Genomic DNA, 16,034 nt, shown 5'->3' on the forward strand with positions numbered 1-16,034 from the left:
AATATCATTCTGCGGAAAATGTCAGTTGCACCTTGCAGGCCGCGGATCGGTCTCCGGCCTGTTCGAATGCGGCTTTCGCCTCGCCAAGGGGGAAACTGTGGGAAATGATTGGCCGCACATCGATCTTGCGGGTGGAGATGAGCCCCGCGGCGATGGCGAATTCATCGTGGAAGCGTTGCGAGCCGCGCCAGACGATTTCCTTGCCCACCAGCGCATTGAGCGGAATGGTAATATCGCCGGTCACGCCCACCTGCACGATGGTGCCGCGCGGACGCACGCAGGCGAAGGCGCTGCGGAGCGCGGGGCCAGCGGCGGAGCAATCGAAAATAACGTCGAAATAACCCTTGTTGTCCTGATAGGGCAAAAGCGCCTCGGCATCCCTTGCGACATTGATCGTGCGATCTGCACCCATGGCTGGCGCACGTTCCAGCGCCGCATCGGTCAGATCGGTCGCAACGATGATGCTTGCACCCCCATGGCGGGCCGCGGCGATGGTCAAGAGCCCGATCGGCCCGGCCCCCGTCACCAGCACCTTCGCGCCAGCGAGATCGCCGGCCTGGGCTGCGGCATGCAGGCAGACGGCGAGCGGCTCGGTGCAGGCAGCTTCGGCGGGCGAGGTGGCGTCTGAAAATGTTGCACATTGTTTTGCCGGAACCACGAGCCGGTCGCGGAACATGCCCTGTTCGTGCGGCAGGCGCATGGCGCTGCCCATGAAGCGCATCTCAAGGCAGTGGATCGGCTGGCCCTTCTGGCAGAAATGGCAATGGCCGCAGGGTTGCGAGGGATTGACGGCGACGAGCTGGCCGATGGCGAGCCCGCTGACGCCTTCCCCCAGCGCTCGTACATGGCCGGATGCCTCATGCCCGCAGATGATCGGTTCACGCACCCGGACCGGGCCAAAGCCGCCATCCTGGTAATAATGGAGATCGGAGCCGCAGATGCCGCCCGCCGCCATGGTTAGCAGTACTTCGCTGGAACCCGGCTCGACGAGGTCCTGCGTTTCGACGCGAATGTCCTTCTGGCCGTATAGACGTGCCACGCGTGTCTGCATGACGATGCCCTCATGTCTGTGTATGGAATGAATGAACCCGCGCGGCGAACCGCGCGGGCAGGGGTTTCGTCAGCGGATCAGGCCCATTTCGGTCGGCAGCCACAACGTGATTGCGGGAATGAAGGTGATCAGCAGCAATGCGACGAACAGCGGCACCAGCCACGGCAGGATGGCGATGGTGGTGCGTTCGACGGAGAGTTTTGCCACGCGCGAGAGCACGAACAGCACCATGCCAAGTGGTGGATGCAGCAGACCGATCATCAGGTTGAGCGTGATGATAAGGCCGAAATGCACCGGATCGATGTTAAATTGCAGCACCAGCGGCAACAGGATCGGCACGAGGATGGTGATGGCCGCGATCGTATCGAGGAAGCAGCCGACGAACAGCATCAAGAGATTGACCAGCACGAGGAAGATCCACTTGCTGTCGGTAATCGTCAGGATCGCCGCAGACAGAAGCTGCGCCGCCTGGCTGACGGTCAGAAGCCATGCGAAGACCGATGCCGCCGCGACGATGAAGAGCACCGAAGCTGTGGTCTCGATGGTGTCGAAGGTCGATTTCGCCAGCGTCTTGAAGGTCATCGTGCGGTAACGGACGAGCCCGAGGAACAGCGACCAGAGCACGGCCGCGACGGCTGCTTCCGTCGGTGTGAACCAGCCCATGGTCATGCCGCCGATCAGGATCACCGGCGTCATTAGCGCCATCACGGCGGAGAAGTCGAAATACCAGTCGCAGGCGAGCAGGATGACCAGCACGATCAGGATCGACAGGTTCAGCGACAGGCCAAATGCCGTGAGGATATAGATGCCGAGCGGCACCATCATCACCACGAAGACTTCTATTGATGCACCAAAGATGGTTCTGAGGCTGAAGGGCGTATCGGAGCCCCAGCCCTTGATATAGGCGAAGACCGCAACCGTGATCATCATCAGCAGCGTCATGACGACACCCGGAATGATGCCGGCCATGAACAAAGCGCCGATGGAGACATTCGCCATCATGCCGTAAATGACGAAGGGCAGCGATGGCGGGAAGATCGGTCCGAGCGTCGCGGAAGCGGCGGTGACGCCGACGGCTGCTTCCACCGGATAACCGTGGTCCTTCATGGCCTTGATTTCGATGGTGCCGATACCGGCGGCGTCGGCAAGCGCCGTGCCGGACATGCCGGAAAAGATCACCGAGCCGATGATGTTGACCTGTGCCAGGCCGCCTTTCATCCAGCCGACGAGCGCGACCGCGAAGGAGTAGATACGTCCCGTCACCCCTGCCGTGTTCATGAGATTACCGGCAAGGATGAAGAAGGGAACGGCCAGAAGCGGGAAGCTCTCGACACCTGCAATCAGGCGCTGCGCCGCGATGATATCAGGCGCGACATTGTAGAACACGATGTAGAGCAGTGAGGCCGAGGCCATGGAAATGGCGACCGGCAGGCCGATCAGCATCAGCAGAAGAAATGAGCCGATAAGAAGCAGCATCTGATCAATCCCCCGCGCTCTGGAATTCTTCGGGCCGCTCCAGAACGGAATAGCCACGCCGCATATTGTCGATGAAGACCTGCACCGACCGGAAGAACATCAGCACGAAAGCGGCCAGAACCGTGTAGAAGACGATGTTGCGCGGAAGCGCCACGGTTACCATCTCCTCATCTGCGACGATTTCCAGATAGCGCCACATCAGCCAGGATGTGTAAGCGAAGAAGACGATACGCAGCACATCGACAAGGATCGACATGACGCGGGCCACCTGCGGCGGCACATAGTGATAAAGCACATCCACCTGGATGTGACGCGACATGCGAACGCACATGACCGAGCCCAGAAACACCACGCCGATCAGGCAGTTGACGGCGATTTCCTCCGTCCAGGCGTAGCTGTTGTTGAGCACGTAGCGGGTGAAGAACTGAAGGAACACGCAGCCCGTCATCAGCCAGAAAAGGCCGAGCGTGACCCAGTCCTCGAATGCATAGACCTTGAGATCAACCTCGGGCGGCGCCTCGTCGAATGTATGGGCGAGTTCCTCAGGCGTGACCTGAGTATGGATTTCCTGCGACATTGAGATATCCCGTCTGGAGAGAAAGGGCGGTGCGGCAAAAGGAGCCGCACCGGATCTTGCTTCACTTGACGGCGCGAATGGCTTCCCAGTCGGCCTTGTCGTAACCGAAGTCCTCGAACTTCACTTTTTCGATGACGTTCTTCTCGAAGTCGGCCTTGTCGACTTCGGCGACGGTCAGGCCGCGCTTCTTGAAGTCTTCGACGAGGCTTTTTTCGCGTTCATCGATTGTCTTGGTGGTCCGCTCGGCGGCCTGCTGCATGACCTCGGTGAAGATTTTCTTGTCGTCATCGGAAAGCTGCGACCAGAGGTTCTTCGAGATCACCGTGTTGAGGTGGTCGACGATGTGACCGGTCAAGACGATGTTTTTCTGCACTTCGAAGAACTTCTTCGCCTCGATGGTGGTCAGCGGGTTTTCCTGTGCATCGACGGTGCCGTTCTGGAGCGCCAGATAGACTTCCGCAAAGGCAATCGGCGTCGTGTTGGCGCCGCAGGCACGCGGCATGGCGAGATAGGCTGGAACATCGGGAACGCGCATCTTCAGCCCGGCCATGTCGGCGCAGGCGGCAATCGGCTTGTTCGATGTGGTGTGGCGCGTGCCGTAATAGCTGACGGCGGCGATGTGGTTGCCGGTCTTGTCTTCATAACCCTTGGCGAGGCGCTTGAAGATGTCGCTCTTGGTATAGGCGATCAAATGGCTCGGATCGCGGAAGATATAGGGGAAATAGGTGACGCCGATCGGCTTGAAGTCACGCGCCGCGAAGCTCGAGCCGGAAATGATGATATCAACGGTGCCGATCTTCAGGCCCTGATTGATATCGGCTTCCTTGCCAAGCTGAGAAGCCGGAAAGACATCGATCTTGTAACGACCGTCGGTGCGCTTGGCGATTTCTTCTGCGGCCCAGACCGAATCCGTGTGGAACGGCTCGGAGGTTTCGTAAACATGGGCCCATTTCAGCGTGGTCTGTGCCTGCGCCGCCAGAGCGGAAAGCAGGATGGCGGCTGTTGCGCCCATCAAAGTCGACAATCTGATTTTCATTCTTAACTCCTCCCGAATTAAAGTCAGATTTTTCATTTTCCCCGTCGCCGGTTTTGGCGGCGGTTATTCTTCTCCGATCGCTTCCTCCCCGAAGCTTTCGGAAAATCTCTTCTGCGACAGCGTCAGATGCTGCCGCATCGCCTCGCGGGCCCCTTCCGGGTCGTTGGCGGCAATGGCGTCACGGATTACCCGATGTTCCTGCACGGCGAGGTTCCAAGTGTGCGGGCCCTCGAAATAGCTGGCGAGCTTTTCGAAAAAGGGTGACAGGCTGCGCTCGTCATAGATCAGGCCGGTAAAGCGATTGAGCGCCGAATTGCCGATGATGTCGGCAATCGCAGTGTGGAATGCCCGGTCGAGATTGAGCGCCTGCGGTGAATTGTCGAGCGCGCCGGCCATGCGTTCGATGATATCATCAAGTTTGGCGATGCATTCCGGCTTGGCAAGCCGTGCGGCTTCCTCGGCAATCGCGCTTTCGATGATGCAGCGCGCCTGCAGGATTTCGAACGGACCATGCGCATCCGGCACCGTCGGCTTTTCTTTAGCCTGTTTGCCGGCTGCGCTGACATAGACGCCCGAACCCATGCGGATATGGATGTGGCCCTCCACTTCCAGAACGATGAGGGCTTCACGAACCGTCGGGCGGGAAACGCCGAAGCGTTCCGCAAGATCCCGTTCCGCCGGCAAGCGCTGACCTTCGGTCAGCTCCCCGCTTTCGATGAGCAAACGAATTTGTTCCGCGACCAGCCGGTAAAGGCGGCGCGGCTCCAGAGCCACAAACATGATGTCCCTCCCAGCGCGAAAGTCTCCCCCGATCGCGCAAGCGGTAAGATGGTCTTACCAATTTTATTAGGGCGCATTTATGTGGTGCTGTCAATTGGCCGGTGTGGAAAAGTGCGAGGCGAAAGACTTGCGGCCGACGCAGAGGCTTGGCATTTGCCTCACTCCGGGGCTTTTTTTCATTTCCGCCATTCCGGACTTGAACCGGAAACCAGCCAGCCCAAGTCATCGGACCGAGGGTGATGGCAAAGTCCGAAAACGTCTCCTCCGTCATGCTCGGGCCTGTCCCGGGCATCTGCAACCGATCGGCTTTGCGATACGTGGTTGGGTCCTCGGGACAAGCCCGAGGATGACGGCGCGGGTTGGCTTTTCAGCTCTTGCTACCTGCGAGCTTCAAGCCGCCGTCGTCGCCGATGATGACATCCAGCTCACCATACCCGCCAATGGAAAGATGCGGCGTTTCGATCGGGTGGGAATGGGTCACGTTGATGACCACCACCGCGGCGCCCATGCGTTCTCCGGCCTGAATGCCTGCGGGCGCGTCTTCGAAGACGACGCAGCTTTCCGGCGCAACGCCCAGCCTTTCGGCCGCCTTCCTGTAACCTTCGGGATCGGGCTTGCCGTTGACGACATCGTCCGCACAGATCATGACGGGTGGCGGCGTAATGCCGGCCGCGGCGAGCCGCCGTTCCGCCAGTTCACGCACGGCTGAGGTCACGATGGCCCACTTGCCTGCCGGCAAAGATGCGAGGAAGGCTGCGGCGCCCGGTATCTGGATGATGCCGTCCACATCATCCATCTCGGCGCGCAGTATCATGTCGGCCTCTGCATCCACATTAAGGCCGGGAACCGCCTCGCGACGGATCACCTCCGAGGCCCGCATGCCGTGAATGCGCTGCAGGAAAGCAACCGGCTCGATGCCGTTAGCAACGGCCCACTCCCGCCAGACCCGCTCGACGACGGCGATCGAATTGACGAGTGTTCCATCCATGTCGAACAGGAATGCCGCAAACTCTTGCGAAAAAATCTGGTTCTGCGGCGGGACTTTGCTGTGCATCTCATTCTTCCGTTGGAACTGTGGGATAGCCCGTATCTACAGTATTGGGAGACATAACGGAATCGCTTTTCCATCTAGGGAATCGAAGGCCGGCTCAAGGTCGGTCGGAAATCTTGTGCCAGAATCGGACGCGCCGCGATCCCGTCGAGTCGATCTCCCCGGGGCAGGGAAGGAGGGGAGGGTGTGTCTTCGCTGAGACGTCAGCCTGCTGCAAGGATGAGCTGTCATCATAGGCATTCACAGCGGGTGGAATATCGCGAAATCAAAAGGTAGCCGAGGTTTTTGAAAGTTCTGCGCGAGGAGTTTCGCAAGGGGAATTTTCTTAACGATTTCCCTTCTTTGGGGTCGGCGTTAACCATTTGTTAACCATATTCGAGGTACCTAATTGTCAACGATTTATTTACCAAGATGACCAAAGTGCTAACAGACCAGCGTTCGATCCGTATCAAAGGCCGCTCCTTCCTCGCAGTCGTCCTGTCCCCCGAATCTCCGGTCGATCAATGGCTGGAGAGGCTTGATGATCTCGCCGCCCGTTCGGCGGGCTTCTTTCTGTCGCGGCCGGTGGTTCTCGACGTCTCTGAGCTGTCGCTCGACAAGGCGGGCCTGAAAGAACTGCTGGCGGCGCTGACGGAGCGCAATGTCGGCATCATGGGCATTGAGGGTGTTCGCCCGTCGATGATCGAGCCGGGCATGCCGCCATCGCTGAAGGGTGGAAAGCCCGCTTCCGATGTCGAGGTGGAGCCGGTCGCCATCGCTGCCGAGTTGCCGGAAGAAAAGCCGCGTGCTGCCGGTGAGGTCAGGGCCGTCGTGCCGTCACTGGTCATCAACGAGCCGGTGCGCTCCGGCCAGTCGATCATGTTTCCCGAAGGCGACGTGACCGTCATCGGCTCGGTCGCCTCGGGCGCGGAAATCATCGCCGGCGGTTCGGTGCATATTTACGGCGCCCTGCGCGGTCGCGCCATGGCCGGTTCGCTCGGCAATGTTTCGGCGCGCATCTTCTGCCGCAAGCTCGAAGCGGAGCTTCTGGCCATCGACGGCGTCTACAAGGTGGCCGAGGATATTGACGACAAGCTGCGCGGCCAGCCCGTTCAGCTCTGGCTGGAAAACGATACGATCAAGGCCGCAAAACTCGGCTGATAACAGATAAACACACAGGAACAGGAGAGAGCCATATGGGGAAGGTAGTCGTTGTAACTTCCGGCAAGGGCGGGGTCGGCAAGACCACCTCGACCGCAGCGCTTGGCGCCGCATTGGCGCAGAACAAAGAGAAGGTCGTGGTCGTCGATTTCGATGTCGGTCTGCGTAACCTCGATCTCGTCATGGGTGCTGAACGCCGCGTGGTTTACGATCTCGTCAACGTCATTCAGGGCGACGCCAAGCTGACGCAGGCGCTGATCCGCGACAAGCGCCTCGAGACGCTGTTCCTCCTGCCGGCCTCGCAGACGCGTGACAAGGACAATCTGACGCCGGAAGGCGTCGAATGGGTCATCAACGAGCTGAAGAAACATTTCGACTGGGTGATCTGCGACAGCCCGGCCGGTATCGAACGCGGTGCGACGCTGGCCATGCGCCATGCAGACGTGGCCGTCGTTGTCACCAATCCGGAAGTCTCCTCGGTGCGCGATAGCGACCGCATCATCGGCCTGCTCGATTCCAAGACGCTGAAGGCCGAACGCGGCGAGCGCATGGAGAAGCACCTGCTTTTGACGCGTTACGATGCTTCCCGCGCCGAGCGTGGCGACATGTTGAAGGTCGATGACGTTCTGGAAATCCTTTCCATTCCGCTGCTCGGCATCATTCCCGAAAGCACGGACGTGCTGCGCGCCTCCAACGTCGGTGCGCCGGTAACGCTGGCGGATGCCCGTTGCGCGCCGGCCATGGCCTATTTCGATGCCGCCCGCCGCCTGTCCGGCGAGGATATTCCGGTGGTCATCCCGGGTGAGAAGCGTGGCATCTTCTCCAAGATCTTCGCAAGGAGGGCTGCATGAGCATCTTCAGTCTTTTCCGCAAACAGAAGTCGGCACCGCTTGCGCGTGAGCGTCTGCAGGTGCTGCTCGCCCACGAAAGGGCATCGTCCGGCTCCGATCTCGTGGCTATCCTCCGGGAAGAAATTCTCGGTGTCATCGCCAAGCATGTGCAGATCGACAGCGACAGGGTGCATGTGAAGATGGATCGCGACGAGCATGTCTCCATTCTGGAGATCGACGTCGAAATCCCGCTTGGCGCGGACCTGCGCGCTGCCTGAAGACGTTCCGCCAAAGACGCCGCCCGCCACCGGGCGGCTTTTCTATTCCGCCGTCGTATCGACGGGTTTGTGAAACGCTTCCTCCAGGTCACCGGGCAGCGGGCGTTTCAGGTTTATCCCGTTCGGCGGGATCGGCGCGTTGAACCATTTGTCGTAGATTTTTTCGATTTCTCCGCTGGCATAGATTTCGCCGAGCGCTTCGTTGACGGCATCCCTGAAGCCGGTATCACCGTGCCGGAGCATCAGCCCATAGGGCTGAGGCGGGGCGAGATATTCGTTGGAGATGACATAGTCTTCCGGCTTGCCCGTTTCGGCGACGAAGGATCGCAGAAGAATATCGTCCATCACGAAGGCTGAGGCGCGGTTTTCCGTCACCATGTCGAAACTGCCCTCCGTGCTGTCATTCTGCAGCACGGCAATGTTCAGCCCCAATTTGCGATTGAGCACGTTGAGCTGGCTGATATTGATGGTTCCTGTCGTCACCACCACCGTTCGTCCGGCAAGATCGGCGACGGTGTTCAGACCGCTCGATTTCAGCGCGACATAACGCGTGCCGGTGATGAAGTGGCTGTAGGAGAACCACACGGCCTTGCGCCTTTCCTCCGTATTCGTGCTTGCCACGCATTCCATATCCATCGTGCCGTCATTGAGAAGCATGATGCGGTTGCTGGGCGTGCGCTTGACGAATTCGACTTTCAGTTCCGGCAGGCCGAGCTTTCTCTTGATGGAATCCGCCACCCTCAGGCAGAGCTCGATGCTGTAACCGATCGGTTCCGATCCGGTGCCAAGATAAGAAAAGGGAATATTGCGATCGGCATAACCGAGCTTGATCGTGCCGGTTCTGGCAATGGTATCAAGCGTCGGCGGTTGGGCACCGTCACTGGCCGCCTGGGCGGGCAGAAGACTGAGGAAAAACAACAGAAGCCATAATGTCGATCTCTGCATCGCGCATCTCCAGCCAAAATAATCCGTCAAAACATCTTCATGAAAATCGATAGGAGTTGGCGCTTTGCGCTCTCAGTCCTGGTATTCGCTTGGATATTCGTAGGCCTGTTTTAATGACGCGGCCATTGGCAGGTTCAGGTTCATGCCGTTGGGGGGAATGGGCTTGGTGAACCATTTTTCATAGAGGCCGTGAATGGCCGGGCCGGTGAAGATATGTCTGAGACTTTCATTGACCGCCGCTTTGAAAGCCGGGTCGTTGCGCCGGAAAACCAGGCCATAGGGTTCGGGCGCGCTCAGCGTTTCCTCGGAAAGCGCATAGAGGTCCGGGTTTTCCGATGTCGCCGCCAGCGCCGCGAGCAATATGCCATCCATGACAAAGGCGGAAGCCTTGCCGGAAACCACGAGTTCGAAGGCCTCCTCATTGGTCTTTGTCGGCATCACCGAGATGTTGAGGTTCTTCGCCCGGTTGACGGCGTTGAGCTGCTCGATATTGACGGTGCCGGAGGCGGATGTGACGGACCGTCCGGCGAGATCGGCAAGGCTTTTCAGATTGTCCTGCCTGCGGGAGAGAAACTGCGTCGCGGTCATGAAATTGGGATAGGAGAAATCCACGATCTTGCGGCGTTCGTTATTATTGGTCGTGGCTGCGCATTCAATGTCGATCTGGCCGCTGCGGACAAGGATGAAGCGTGTCGCGGGCGTTGCCTTGACATATTCGAGCTCGATGCGGTCGAGCTTCAGCTTCCTGCGAATATCTTCGCTGATCGCCCGACAAAGATCAGTCGAGAAACCAGTGACCTCGCCATCAGGCAATTGATAGGAAAAGGGCGGTTCGGCCTCGCGATAGCCAATGCGAATCTTGGCGGTTCTGGCAATCTGCTGAAGCGTGTCGCCTTCGCCGGCGGCCTGAAGGGGCGTGATGGGAGCAAAGCATGTGAGGAAAAGGCAAAATACTGAAAGACGCATTTTATGTCCTCTGGGCCGGCGGCCGGTTTCTCAAATGGCTTTTTGTGGTGGGCAATAGATTTCCTGTGTCGGCAGACCGATATCGCCGAATTCATCCTGCGCAATCGGAGCGATGACGGCGCGGTTCTTGAGAATTCGGGCAAGCGGCGCGGGCTCGGCAAAATAATAGCCCTGCGCTTCGTCGCACCCGGAAAGCTTGAGCGCTTCGACCTGCTCACTGTTCTCAACGCCTTCGGCGGTGACCTTCAGGCCAATCTGTTCAGCCATGTCGATGACGGTGTTGACGATGGCCGAACACATGGGATTGGCCGGCAGGCCGGAGACGAATTCCCGGTCGATCTTGATCTTGTCGAAAGCGACATGGGTTAACGTGCTGAGCCCGGCGTAACCGGTGCCGAAATCATCAAGAGCGAGGCGAACGCCTCTTTCCTTCAGCAGTTTCAGGGCCCGGGCGCTGCTGTCACGCTCCAGCATGGCCGTTTCCGTCACTTCCAGTTCAAGCCGTTCCGCCGGGAAGCCGGATTTCTCAAGCGCCCGGTCGACGACAGGGACGATGTCGTCATTACAGAGCTGAACGGCGGATAGGTTGACGGCGAGCTTGATATCCTTCGGCCAGGTCATCGCATCCATGCAGGCCTGTGCCAGAACCCATTCGCCCAACGGCCTGATGAAGTTGTTTTCTTCGGCAAGCGTGATGAAGCGGTCCGGGGTAATGAGGCCAAGCTTGCTGTGTCGCCAGCGGGCCAGCGCTTCATAAGCCACAATGCGACCGCTCTGCAGATTGACCACGGGCTGGTAGTGCAGCTCGAATTCGTGGTTTTCGAGTGCGGATTTCATGTCTATTTCCAGCGCATGCTTATGCTGCGCCGCCATGTCCATGCCCGCCTCATAGAAAACGAAGTAACCACAGCCCATGGATTTCGCCCGGTAAAGGCCGAGATCGGCGTGTTGCAGAAGCTGTGTGGCGGATGTGCCGTGGCCCGGCGCGCAGGCGATTCCGATGCTGGTATCAATGCTGATGTCGCTGCCTTCGAGGCCGAAACTGCGCGAGACGGCATGCACCACCCGCGCGGCCAGCATCGCCGCATCGCTCTCGCAGTCACCGTTTGTCGACTGTATGATTGCGAATTCGTCGCCGCCGAGGCGACTCACCATATCGTTTTCACCGAGCACGGAGGAAATCCGCGAGGCCACCGCCACCAGCAAGGCGTCACCGGCGGCATGTCCGAGTGTGTCATTGACGGCCTTGAAGCGGTCGAGATCGAGCAGCATGACATTGAAGGGCTGGCCGGACGCCGACAGTTGCTCCAGACGGTTTTCCAGCGTCTTCATCAACAGCACGCGGTTTGGAAGTCCGGTCAGCGCGTCGTGATGGGCCATATGCTCCAGCTGCTGCGCCATATCGCGTATCTGCCGCAGGCGTCCACGCTCCAGAACCGCCTCGCGCAACGTTTCGATGGCGGTCGCCATGTCGCCGATCTCGTCCCGCCGCTCCTGAAACGGCGTGGCGACATCTGTTTCCTCGCGGGCAATCCGAAGTGTCGCCTGCACCAGCGCCGGGACCGGTTTCAGGAAATGCCGGGCAATCACCGTCACAAGTACGCCGGTGACGGTCAAGACCACGATCAGCGCGGCGAGTGAATTATAGATGAGCTTGCGCTGCGCGCCATAAAGCGCGTCCGAGCCGCCGATGCTGACGGCGACCGCGCCGATCGGTTTCTTCGTTTCCGTGCTGATGATCGGCAGCAGGCCGATATAATGGCTGGATTCGCCGATGGTCGCAAAACCGGTGGAAAAACGCGCGGCGACCGCGTCTCTGGAAAAGATGGGATCGGTGGCGAGCGGCTTTTCATCGTCATCGGTGGCGTTGTCAAAGGCTGCGGCGATCTGGCGAAAGCCGGAATCGGTCTCATCATAGCGGAAAAGCCAGACGGCATTCTTGGTCTGCGCGCCGATAAGCGCGAGCACGTCGCTTGGGTTGAAGCCGGTGACGAGAATGGAGTCATCATCGCCGATCGGCTTGTCGGTCAATATGCCGTTGACCTGCCCGTCGGCATCGGCGGTGACGCTGACATAGGTATAGATGCTGCGAAGCGTGGCGCTGGCGATCTGCGAATTGACGCGGGCCTGATTGAGCCATTGCTCGCTGGCGGCGGCAACGAACATGTACCAGCCGACGAGCGCGCCAATGCTGTAGGAAAAGATCACGCCGCCCAGGAATATCAGGGTTATCTTGCTGGCAAGCGACCGCCGCCGCGAAAACCGGCCTGTTTCCGGCTGCGTCGGTGAGCGAAGCGTGTGGCCCGGTTCAACCTGTCTATCCGTCCCGCGATAGGCAGTCTCTTCCATTCGCGATAGTCCCCCGCGATGTCGCGTTATAATTGTTTTATGGAATTTTATAGGGCATGCGTTTCAATGATGTCTGCTAAATAATTCAACAAAGTTTAGAGGCGATTAAGAATTAATCCGTCTTTTTATAGTCGTGGCTTATATAAGAAATGGCATTCATGCACCTCAGGTTGAAAAAATCGGAGGTTAGAGATGAAGCGTCAAGGATAGACTCCAAAATTCTGCGATCTTCGTCATGTTTCCTGATCTGCGTGTGGGGCATAGATGGCGCGACGATTGACCTTGCCAACGGGTGGATAAACGGCATGTTGTGCGCAACATGCCGTTTTCAGGGAAGATATCCATGGCTCACAGAGGCAAAAATATCGCGCAGCTTTCCGTTCTCATCCAGAGCGGCCATCTCGATCCGCGTACCTTGGCGGAGGAGACGCTGGATGCGATCGGCAATGAGGGCGATCAGACAATTTTTGTCGAGTTGACGGCGGCGCGGGCCATGCTGGAGGCGGAAGCCGCGTCAAAACGCATTGCCGAGGGCCGTTCCTGTGGCGTGCTTGATGGCATTCCGGTGGCCTGGAAGGACCTTTTTGATCTGGAAGGCATGGCGACCACGGCCGGATCGACGGTGCTTGCGGATGATGCGCCTGCGTCTCGCGATGCTGATGTGGTGACGGCGCTGAAACAGGCGGGCATGATCTGCATCGGCCGCACCAATATGAGCGAGTTCGCGTTTTCCGGTCTCGGCATCAATCCGCATTATGGCACGCCACGCAATCCTGCTTCTAAGGATGGTCACCGTCTGCCGGGCGGCTCTTCGTCCGGCGCGGGCGTCACTGTCGCCGCTGGTCTGGTGCCGGTGGCGATCGGCACCGATACGGGCGGATCGGTGCGTATTCCCGCCGCCTTCAACGGTGTGGTGGGTTACAAGGCAAGCCGCGGCCGCTATTCGATGCGTGGCGTTTATCCCTTGGCAAAGAGCCTGGATTCGCTCGGGCCGCTCACGCACACCGTGCAGGACGCCGTCTGGGTGGATGCCGCCATGCGCGGCAAGGCGGCTGCAGACGTCCAGCGTGCGCCTCTCGCGGGCCTTTCGCTGGTGGTGCCGGAAACTGTATTTTTCGATGGCATAGAGGATGGCGTTGCAGCCGCTTTCGAGCAGGCGGTGGAACGTCTTGTCCGCGCCGGTGCCTCGGTGCGGCGGCAGGCATTTCCCATTTTTTCGGAGCTATTCGATCTTATCAAAGAAAAGGGTGCGCTGGTGACGGCGGAAGCCTTTGCCCTGCACAAGACACGGCTGGAAGGTGCGGATGCCGCGCGCATGGACCCGCGCGTGGTTGCGCGAACGAGGCTTGGTGCAAATATTTCAATGCCTGATTATATCGCCATCATCGAGGCGCGCGAACGCATGACGGCGGCGTTTTCAGGCATGATCGGCAGGCAGGAACTGCTGGTGTCGCCGACATTGCCGCATGTTGCGGCCAAGGTCGCACCGCTTCTCGATAACGACGATGCCTTTTTCGCCATGAATGCGAAAACCCTGCGAAACACCCAGATCGGCAATTTCTTCGATCTCTGCGGCGTTTCCATCCCTTGCGGAACGGGTGAAGCAGACATGCCGGTTGGCCTGCTGCTTTCCGGTCTACACGGCTCGGATGACCATGTTCTCAGCGTGGCGATGGCGGCGGAAGAGATTATTCGCGGCTGATGAAAGGAAAAGGCGGCCTTGTTTGGCCGCCTCTCAATGCACGCTTCAGCGCGCCGCCCAGTTGGCGCCGCGGCGAAACATGGTCTTCATCTGCGGTACGGAAAATTCCTTGGCCTGATGGCCGAGCGCCGAATAGAAGACGCGGCCTTTGCCATATTTGCGTTTCCAGACCACCGGCATCACCACGCCGTCGATCCACCAGGCGTGGTCGCCGGTGAATTTCGTCGTGGCCAGCACCTCGTTGGAGGGGTCGACATGCATGTAATATTGCTCCGACGTATAGGGGAAATCGGAAATTCCCTCCATCAGCGGGTCGTCGGGGCGGGTGATGTTGACCGTGTAATCGATGATATTGCCGGGGTGGGCGACCCATTGGCCGCCGATCATGAACTGATATTCCACGCATTCGCGGAAACTGTCGCCTGCACCGCCATGGAAACCGGCAATGCCGACGCCGTTTTCGACGGCGGCCGTGAGGTTCTTGATCTCTTCCTTCTCGATCTTCGACATGGTGACAATAGGCACGACGAGGCTGAGATCATGCACCGACGGATCGGCGAAAGCCTCCGTGCTGTGCTCCACATAGACCTTGAAACCGTCTTCCTCCAATATGTCCTTGACGATGGTGGCGCATTCCTGCGGCTCGTGGCCGCTCCAGCCGCCCCAGACGATGAGTGCTTCGCGCATTTATTTCCTCCTCGGGATTATTTGCCGAGCTGGCCGTCGACCAGCGATGTTTCGAGCGGCGCAGGGCGCTCCGCTTTGGTGGTGATGGAAACGGTCGTGCCGCTGTCCGATGCCGTCTGGAAGGCTTCCATGACTTCCAGCACATGCAGGGCGAGATCGCCATTGGCGCGGTGAGGACGGTTCTCGCGGATCGCGTAGGCCATATCTGCAACGCCGATGGAGCGATAATTGCCGTCAGCATAGGGCGACGACAGCGACTGCGGCTCGAACTGGCCGCCCTTTTTCAGCAATTGCACCTCGCCGCCGAAATGGTTGGGATCGGGCACGATCAGCGTGCCTTCGGTGCCGTAGAGTTCCAGTGGCACATGTTTGTGGCCCGCCACATCAAAGCTCATGCCCACCTGCACAACGGCGCTGTTCTCGAAGGCCAGCACGCCGGACACATGGGTGGCGACATGGACGGGGATTTTTTCACCGTTCTTCGGTTCGCTGGTGATGAGGCGCTCATTGCGCGGTGCAACGGCAAAGCCCGCCACCTTGGCGACCGGGCCGAACAGGTTAACGAGATCGGTAATGTAATAGGGGCCCATATCGAGCATCGGCCCGCCGCCGACCTCGTAATAGAAGGCCGGGTTGGGGTGCCAGCGCTCATGGCCGGGGCACATGAAGGTGGCTGTTCCGCCAACGGGCTGGCCCAGCACACCCTCATCGATCAGGCGGCGTGCGGTCTGGTGTCCGCCGCCAAGGAAGGTGTCGGGGGCCGAGCCGATGCGCAGGCCCTTGGCCTTTGCCGCATCCGCAAGGCGTTTACCCTCGGCGAAATTGATGCCGAGCGGTTTTTCCGAATAGGCGTGCTTGCCGGCATCGAGCGCACGCAGGCCCACTTCCACATGCGCCTTGGGGATCGTCAGGTTGACGATGATTTCCACGGAGGGATCGGAGAGAAGCGCGTCGATGCTGGTTGCCTTCAGGCCGAATTCGTCCGCCCGCGCCTTCGCCGCTTCCTCGTTCATATCCGCCAGTCCGCGAATATCGAGAATAGGAAACGACGCCATGGCCTTGAGATAGGCGCTGGAAATGTTGCCGCAGCCTATGATGCCGATACCGACCTTGTTCATATGATTCCTCCCGTAAATCAGAAATACCTGGACCTGTGCTCAACCCCG

At 59.2% G+C, this 16,034-nt stretch carries 15 protein-coding genes; 4 read left to right on the plus strand and 11 right to left on the minus strand.

Translation table 11 applies throughout. The features are described from left to right. Positions 1–4: 4 nt before the first annotated feature. From QRN60_RS21520 to QRN60_RS21545, 6 genes are all read right to left on the minus strand, one after another. A complete protein-coding gene (locus tag QRN60_RS21520; RefSeq protein WP_111817744.1) occupies positions 5–1,051 on the minus strand; it encodes an L-idonate 5-dehydrogenase in 1,047 nt (348 codons plus the stop codon). A gap of 69 nt (positions 1,052–1,120) precedes the next feature. Then, positions 1,121–2,527 (minus strand): TRAP transporter large permease, encoded by a 1,407-nt coding sequence (locus QRN60_RS21525; RefSeq protein ID WP_003506486.1) that lies wholly within the window; start codon positions 2,525–2,527, stop codon positions 1,121–1,123. A 4-nt stretch (positions 2,528–2,531) separates the two neighbouring features. Further along, positions 2,532–3,104, minus strand: coding sequence for a TRAP transporter small permease (locus QRN60_RS21530; protein WP_003506488.1), 573 nt, complete (start codon positions 3,102–3,104; stop codon positions 2,532–2,534). Positions 3,105–3,165: 61 nt separating this feature from the next. Then, positions 3,166–4,140 carry a sialic acid TRAP transporter substrate-binding protein SiaP gene (locus QRN60_RS21535; protein ID WP_003506490.1) on the minus strand — a complete coding sequence of 325 codons (975 nt, stop codon included), beginning with the start codon at positions 4,138–4,140 and terminating at the stop codon, positions 3,166–3,168. Between the two features lie 63 nt (positions 4,141–4,203). Then, entirely contained in the window at positions 4,204–4,920 is a 717-nt protein-coding gene (locus QRN60_RS21540; protein WP_003506492.1) for a FadR/GntR family transcriptional regulator, read from the minus strand. A gap of 367 nt (positions 4,921–5,287) precedes the next feature. Next, a complete protein-coding gene (locus tag QRN60_RS21545; RefSeq protein ID WP_060724723.1) occupies positions 5,288–5,974 on the minus strand; it encodes an HAD family hydrolase in 687 nt (228 codons plus the stop codon). Positions 5,975–6,382: 408 nt separating this feature from the next. On the opposite strand from QRN60_RS21545, the gene minC reads away from it, so the two are divergent. From minC to minE, 3 genes are read left to right on the plus strand one after another with little or no spacing between them, the layout of a single operon-like run. After that, positions 6,383–7,111 carry a septum site-determining protein MinC gene (gene minC, locus QRN60_RS21550; RefSeq protein WP_003506496.1) on the plus strand — a complete coding sequence of 243 codons (729 nt, stop codon included), beginning with the start codon at positions 6,383–6,385 and terminating at the stop codon, positions 7,109–7,111. A 35-nt stretch (positions 7,112–7,146) separates the two neighbouring features. Beyond that, complete coding sequence (gene minD, locus QRN60_RS21555; protein ID WP_003506498.1) at positions 7,147–7,962, plus strand: septum site-determining protein MinD; 816 nt, start codon at positions 7,147–7,149, stop codon at positions 7,960–7,962. Then, complete coding sequence (minE, locus tag QRN60_RS21560; RefSeq protein ID WP_003506500.1) at positions 7,959–8,219, plus strand: cell division topological specificity factor MinE; 261 nt, start codon at positions 7,959–7,961, stop codon at positions 8,217–8,219. The genes minD and minE overlap by 4 nt, the downstream gene beginning before the upstream one ends. Positions 8,220–8,261: 42 nt before the next feature. Here minE and QRN60_RS21565 read toward each other — a convergent pair whose 3' ends face one another. From QRN60_RS21565 to QRN60_RS21575, 3 genes are all read right to left on the minus strand, one after another. After that, a complete protein-coding gene (locus tag QRN60_RS21565) occupies positions 8,262–9,164 on the minus strand; it encodes an amino acid ABC transporter substrate-binding protein (RefSeq protein ID WP_003506502.1) in 903 nt (300 codons plus the stop codon). 72 nt (positions 9,165–9,236) lie between these two features. Further along, positions 9,237–10,130, minus strand: a complete 894-nt coding sequence (locus QRN60_RS21570) for an amino acid ABC transporter substrate-binding protein (RefSeq protein ID WP_003506503.1) — start codon at positions 10,128–10,130, stop codon at positions 9,237–9,239. 30 nt (positions 10,131–10,160) lie between these two features. Continuing rightward, entirely contained in the window at positions 10,161–12,479 is a 2,319-nt protein-coding gene (locus tag QRN60_RS21575; protein ID WP_111817743.1) for an EAL domain-containing protein, read from the minus strand. 343 nt (positions 12,480–12,822) lie between these two features. On the opposite strand from QRN60_RS21575, the gene QRN60_RS21580 reads away from it, so the two are divergent. Then, on the plus strand, positions 12,823–14,181 hold the full coding sequence (locus QRN60_RS21580; protein WP_111817741.1) for an amidase: 1,359 nt from the start codon (positions 12,823–12,825) through the stop codon (positions 14,179–14,181). Positions 14,182–14,226: 45 nt separating this feature from the next. Here the strand turns inward: QRN60_RS21580 and QRN60_RS21585 are convergent, their stop codons facing one another. Then, entirely contained in the window at positions 14,227–14,868 is a 642-nt protein-coding gene (locus QRN60_RS21585; protein ID WP_003506506.1) for a ThuA domain-containing protein, read from the minus strand. A gap of 17 nt (positions 14,869–14,885) precedes the next feature. Then, complete coding sequence (locus tag QRN60_RS21590) at positions 14,886–15,986, minus strand: Gfo/Idh/MocA family protein (protein WP_111785064.1); 1,101 nt, start codon at positions 15,984–15,986, stop codon at positions 14,886–14,888. Positions 15,987–16,034 lie beyond the last annotated feature (48 nt).

Source organism: Agrobacterium sp. CFBP2214 (assembly GCF_030209895.1).
Classification (GTDB): Bacteria; Pseudomonadota; Alphaproteobacteria; order Rhizobiales; family Rhizobiaceae; genus Agrobacterium; species Agrobacterium radiobacter.

What these genes read in the sequence shown, in the direction of transcription:
- QRN60_RS21520 (WP_111817744.1), bottom strand. Translation starts at nt 1,051, where the DNA reads ATGCAGACACGCGTGGCACGTCTATACGGCCAGAAGGACATTCGCGTC.
- QRN60_RS21525 (WP_003506486.1), bottom strand. Translation starts at nt 2,527, where the DNA reads ATGCTGCTTCTTATCGGCTCATTTCTTCTGCTGATGCTGATCGGCCTG.
- QRN60_RS21530 (WP_003506488.1), bottom strand. Translation starts at nt 3,104, where the DNA reads ATGTCGCAGGAAATCCATACTCAGGTCACGCCTGAGGAACTCGCCCAT.
- QRN60_RS21535 (WP_003506490.1), bottom strand. Translation starts at nt 4,140, where the DNA reads ATGAAAATCAGATTGTCGACTTTGATGGGCGCAACAGCCGCCATCCTG.
- QRN60_RS21540 (WP_003506492.1), bottom strand. Translation starts at nt 4,920, where the DNA reads ATGTTTGTGGCTCTGGAGCCGCGCCGCCTTTACCGGCTGGTCGCGGAA.
- QRN60_RS21545 (WP_060724723.1), bottom strand. Translation starts at nt 5,974, where the DNA reads ATGCACAGCAAAGTCCCGCCGCAGAACCAGATTTTTTCGCAAGAGTTT.
- minC (WP_003506496.1), top strand. Translation starts at nt 6,383, where the DNA reads ATGACCAAAGTGCTAACAGACCAGCGTTCGATCCGTATCAAAGGCCGC.
- minD (WP_003506498.1), top strand. Translation starts at nt 7,147, where the DNA reads ATGGGGAAGGTAGTCGTTGTAACTTCCGGCAAGGGCGGGGTCGGCAAG.
- minE (WP_003506500.1), top strand. Translation starts at nt 7,959, where the DNA reads ATGAGCATCTTCAGTCTTTTCCGCAAACAGAAGTCGGCACCGCTTGCG.
- QRN60_RS21565 (WP_003506502.1), bottom strand. Translation starts at nt 9,164, where the DNA reads ATGCAGAGATCGACATTATGGCTTCTGTTGTTTTTCCTCAGTCTTCTG.
- QRN60_RS21570 (WP_003506503.1), bottom strand. Translation starts at nt 10,130, where the DNA reads ATGCGTCTTTCAGTATTTTGCCTTTTCCTCACATGCTTTGCTCCCATC.
- QRN60_RS21575 (WP_111817743.1), bottom strand. Translation starts at nt 12,479, where the DNA reads ATGGAAGAGACTGCCTATCGCGGGACGGATAGACAGGTTGAACCGGGC.
- QRN60_RS21580 (WP_111817741.1), top strand. Translation starts at nt 12,823, where the DNA reads ATGGCTCACAGAGGCAAAAATATCGCGCAGCTTTCCGTTCTCATCCAG.
- QRN60_RS21585 (WP_003506506.1), bottom strand. Translation starts at nt 14,868, where the DNA reads ATGCGCGAAGCACTCATCGTCTGGGGCGGCTGGAGCGGCCACGAGCCG.
- QRN60_RS21590 (WP_111785064.1), bottom strand. Translation starts at nt 15,986, where the DNA reads ATGAACAAGGTCGGTATCGGCATCATAGGCTGCGGCAACATTTCCAGC.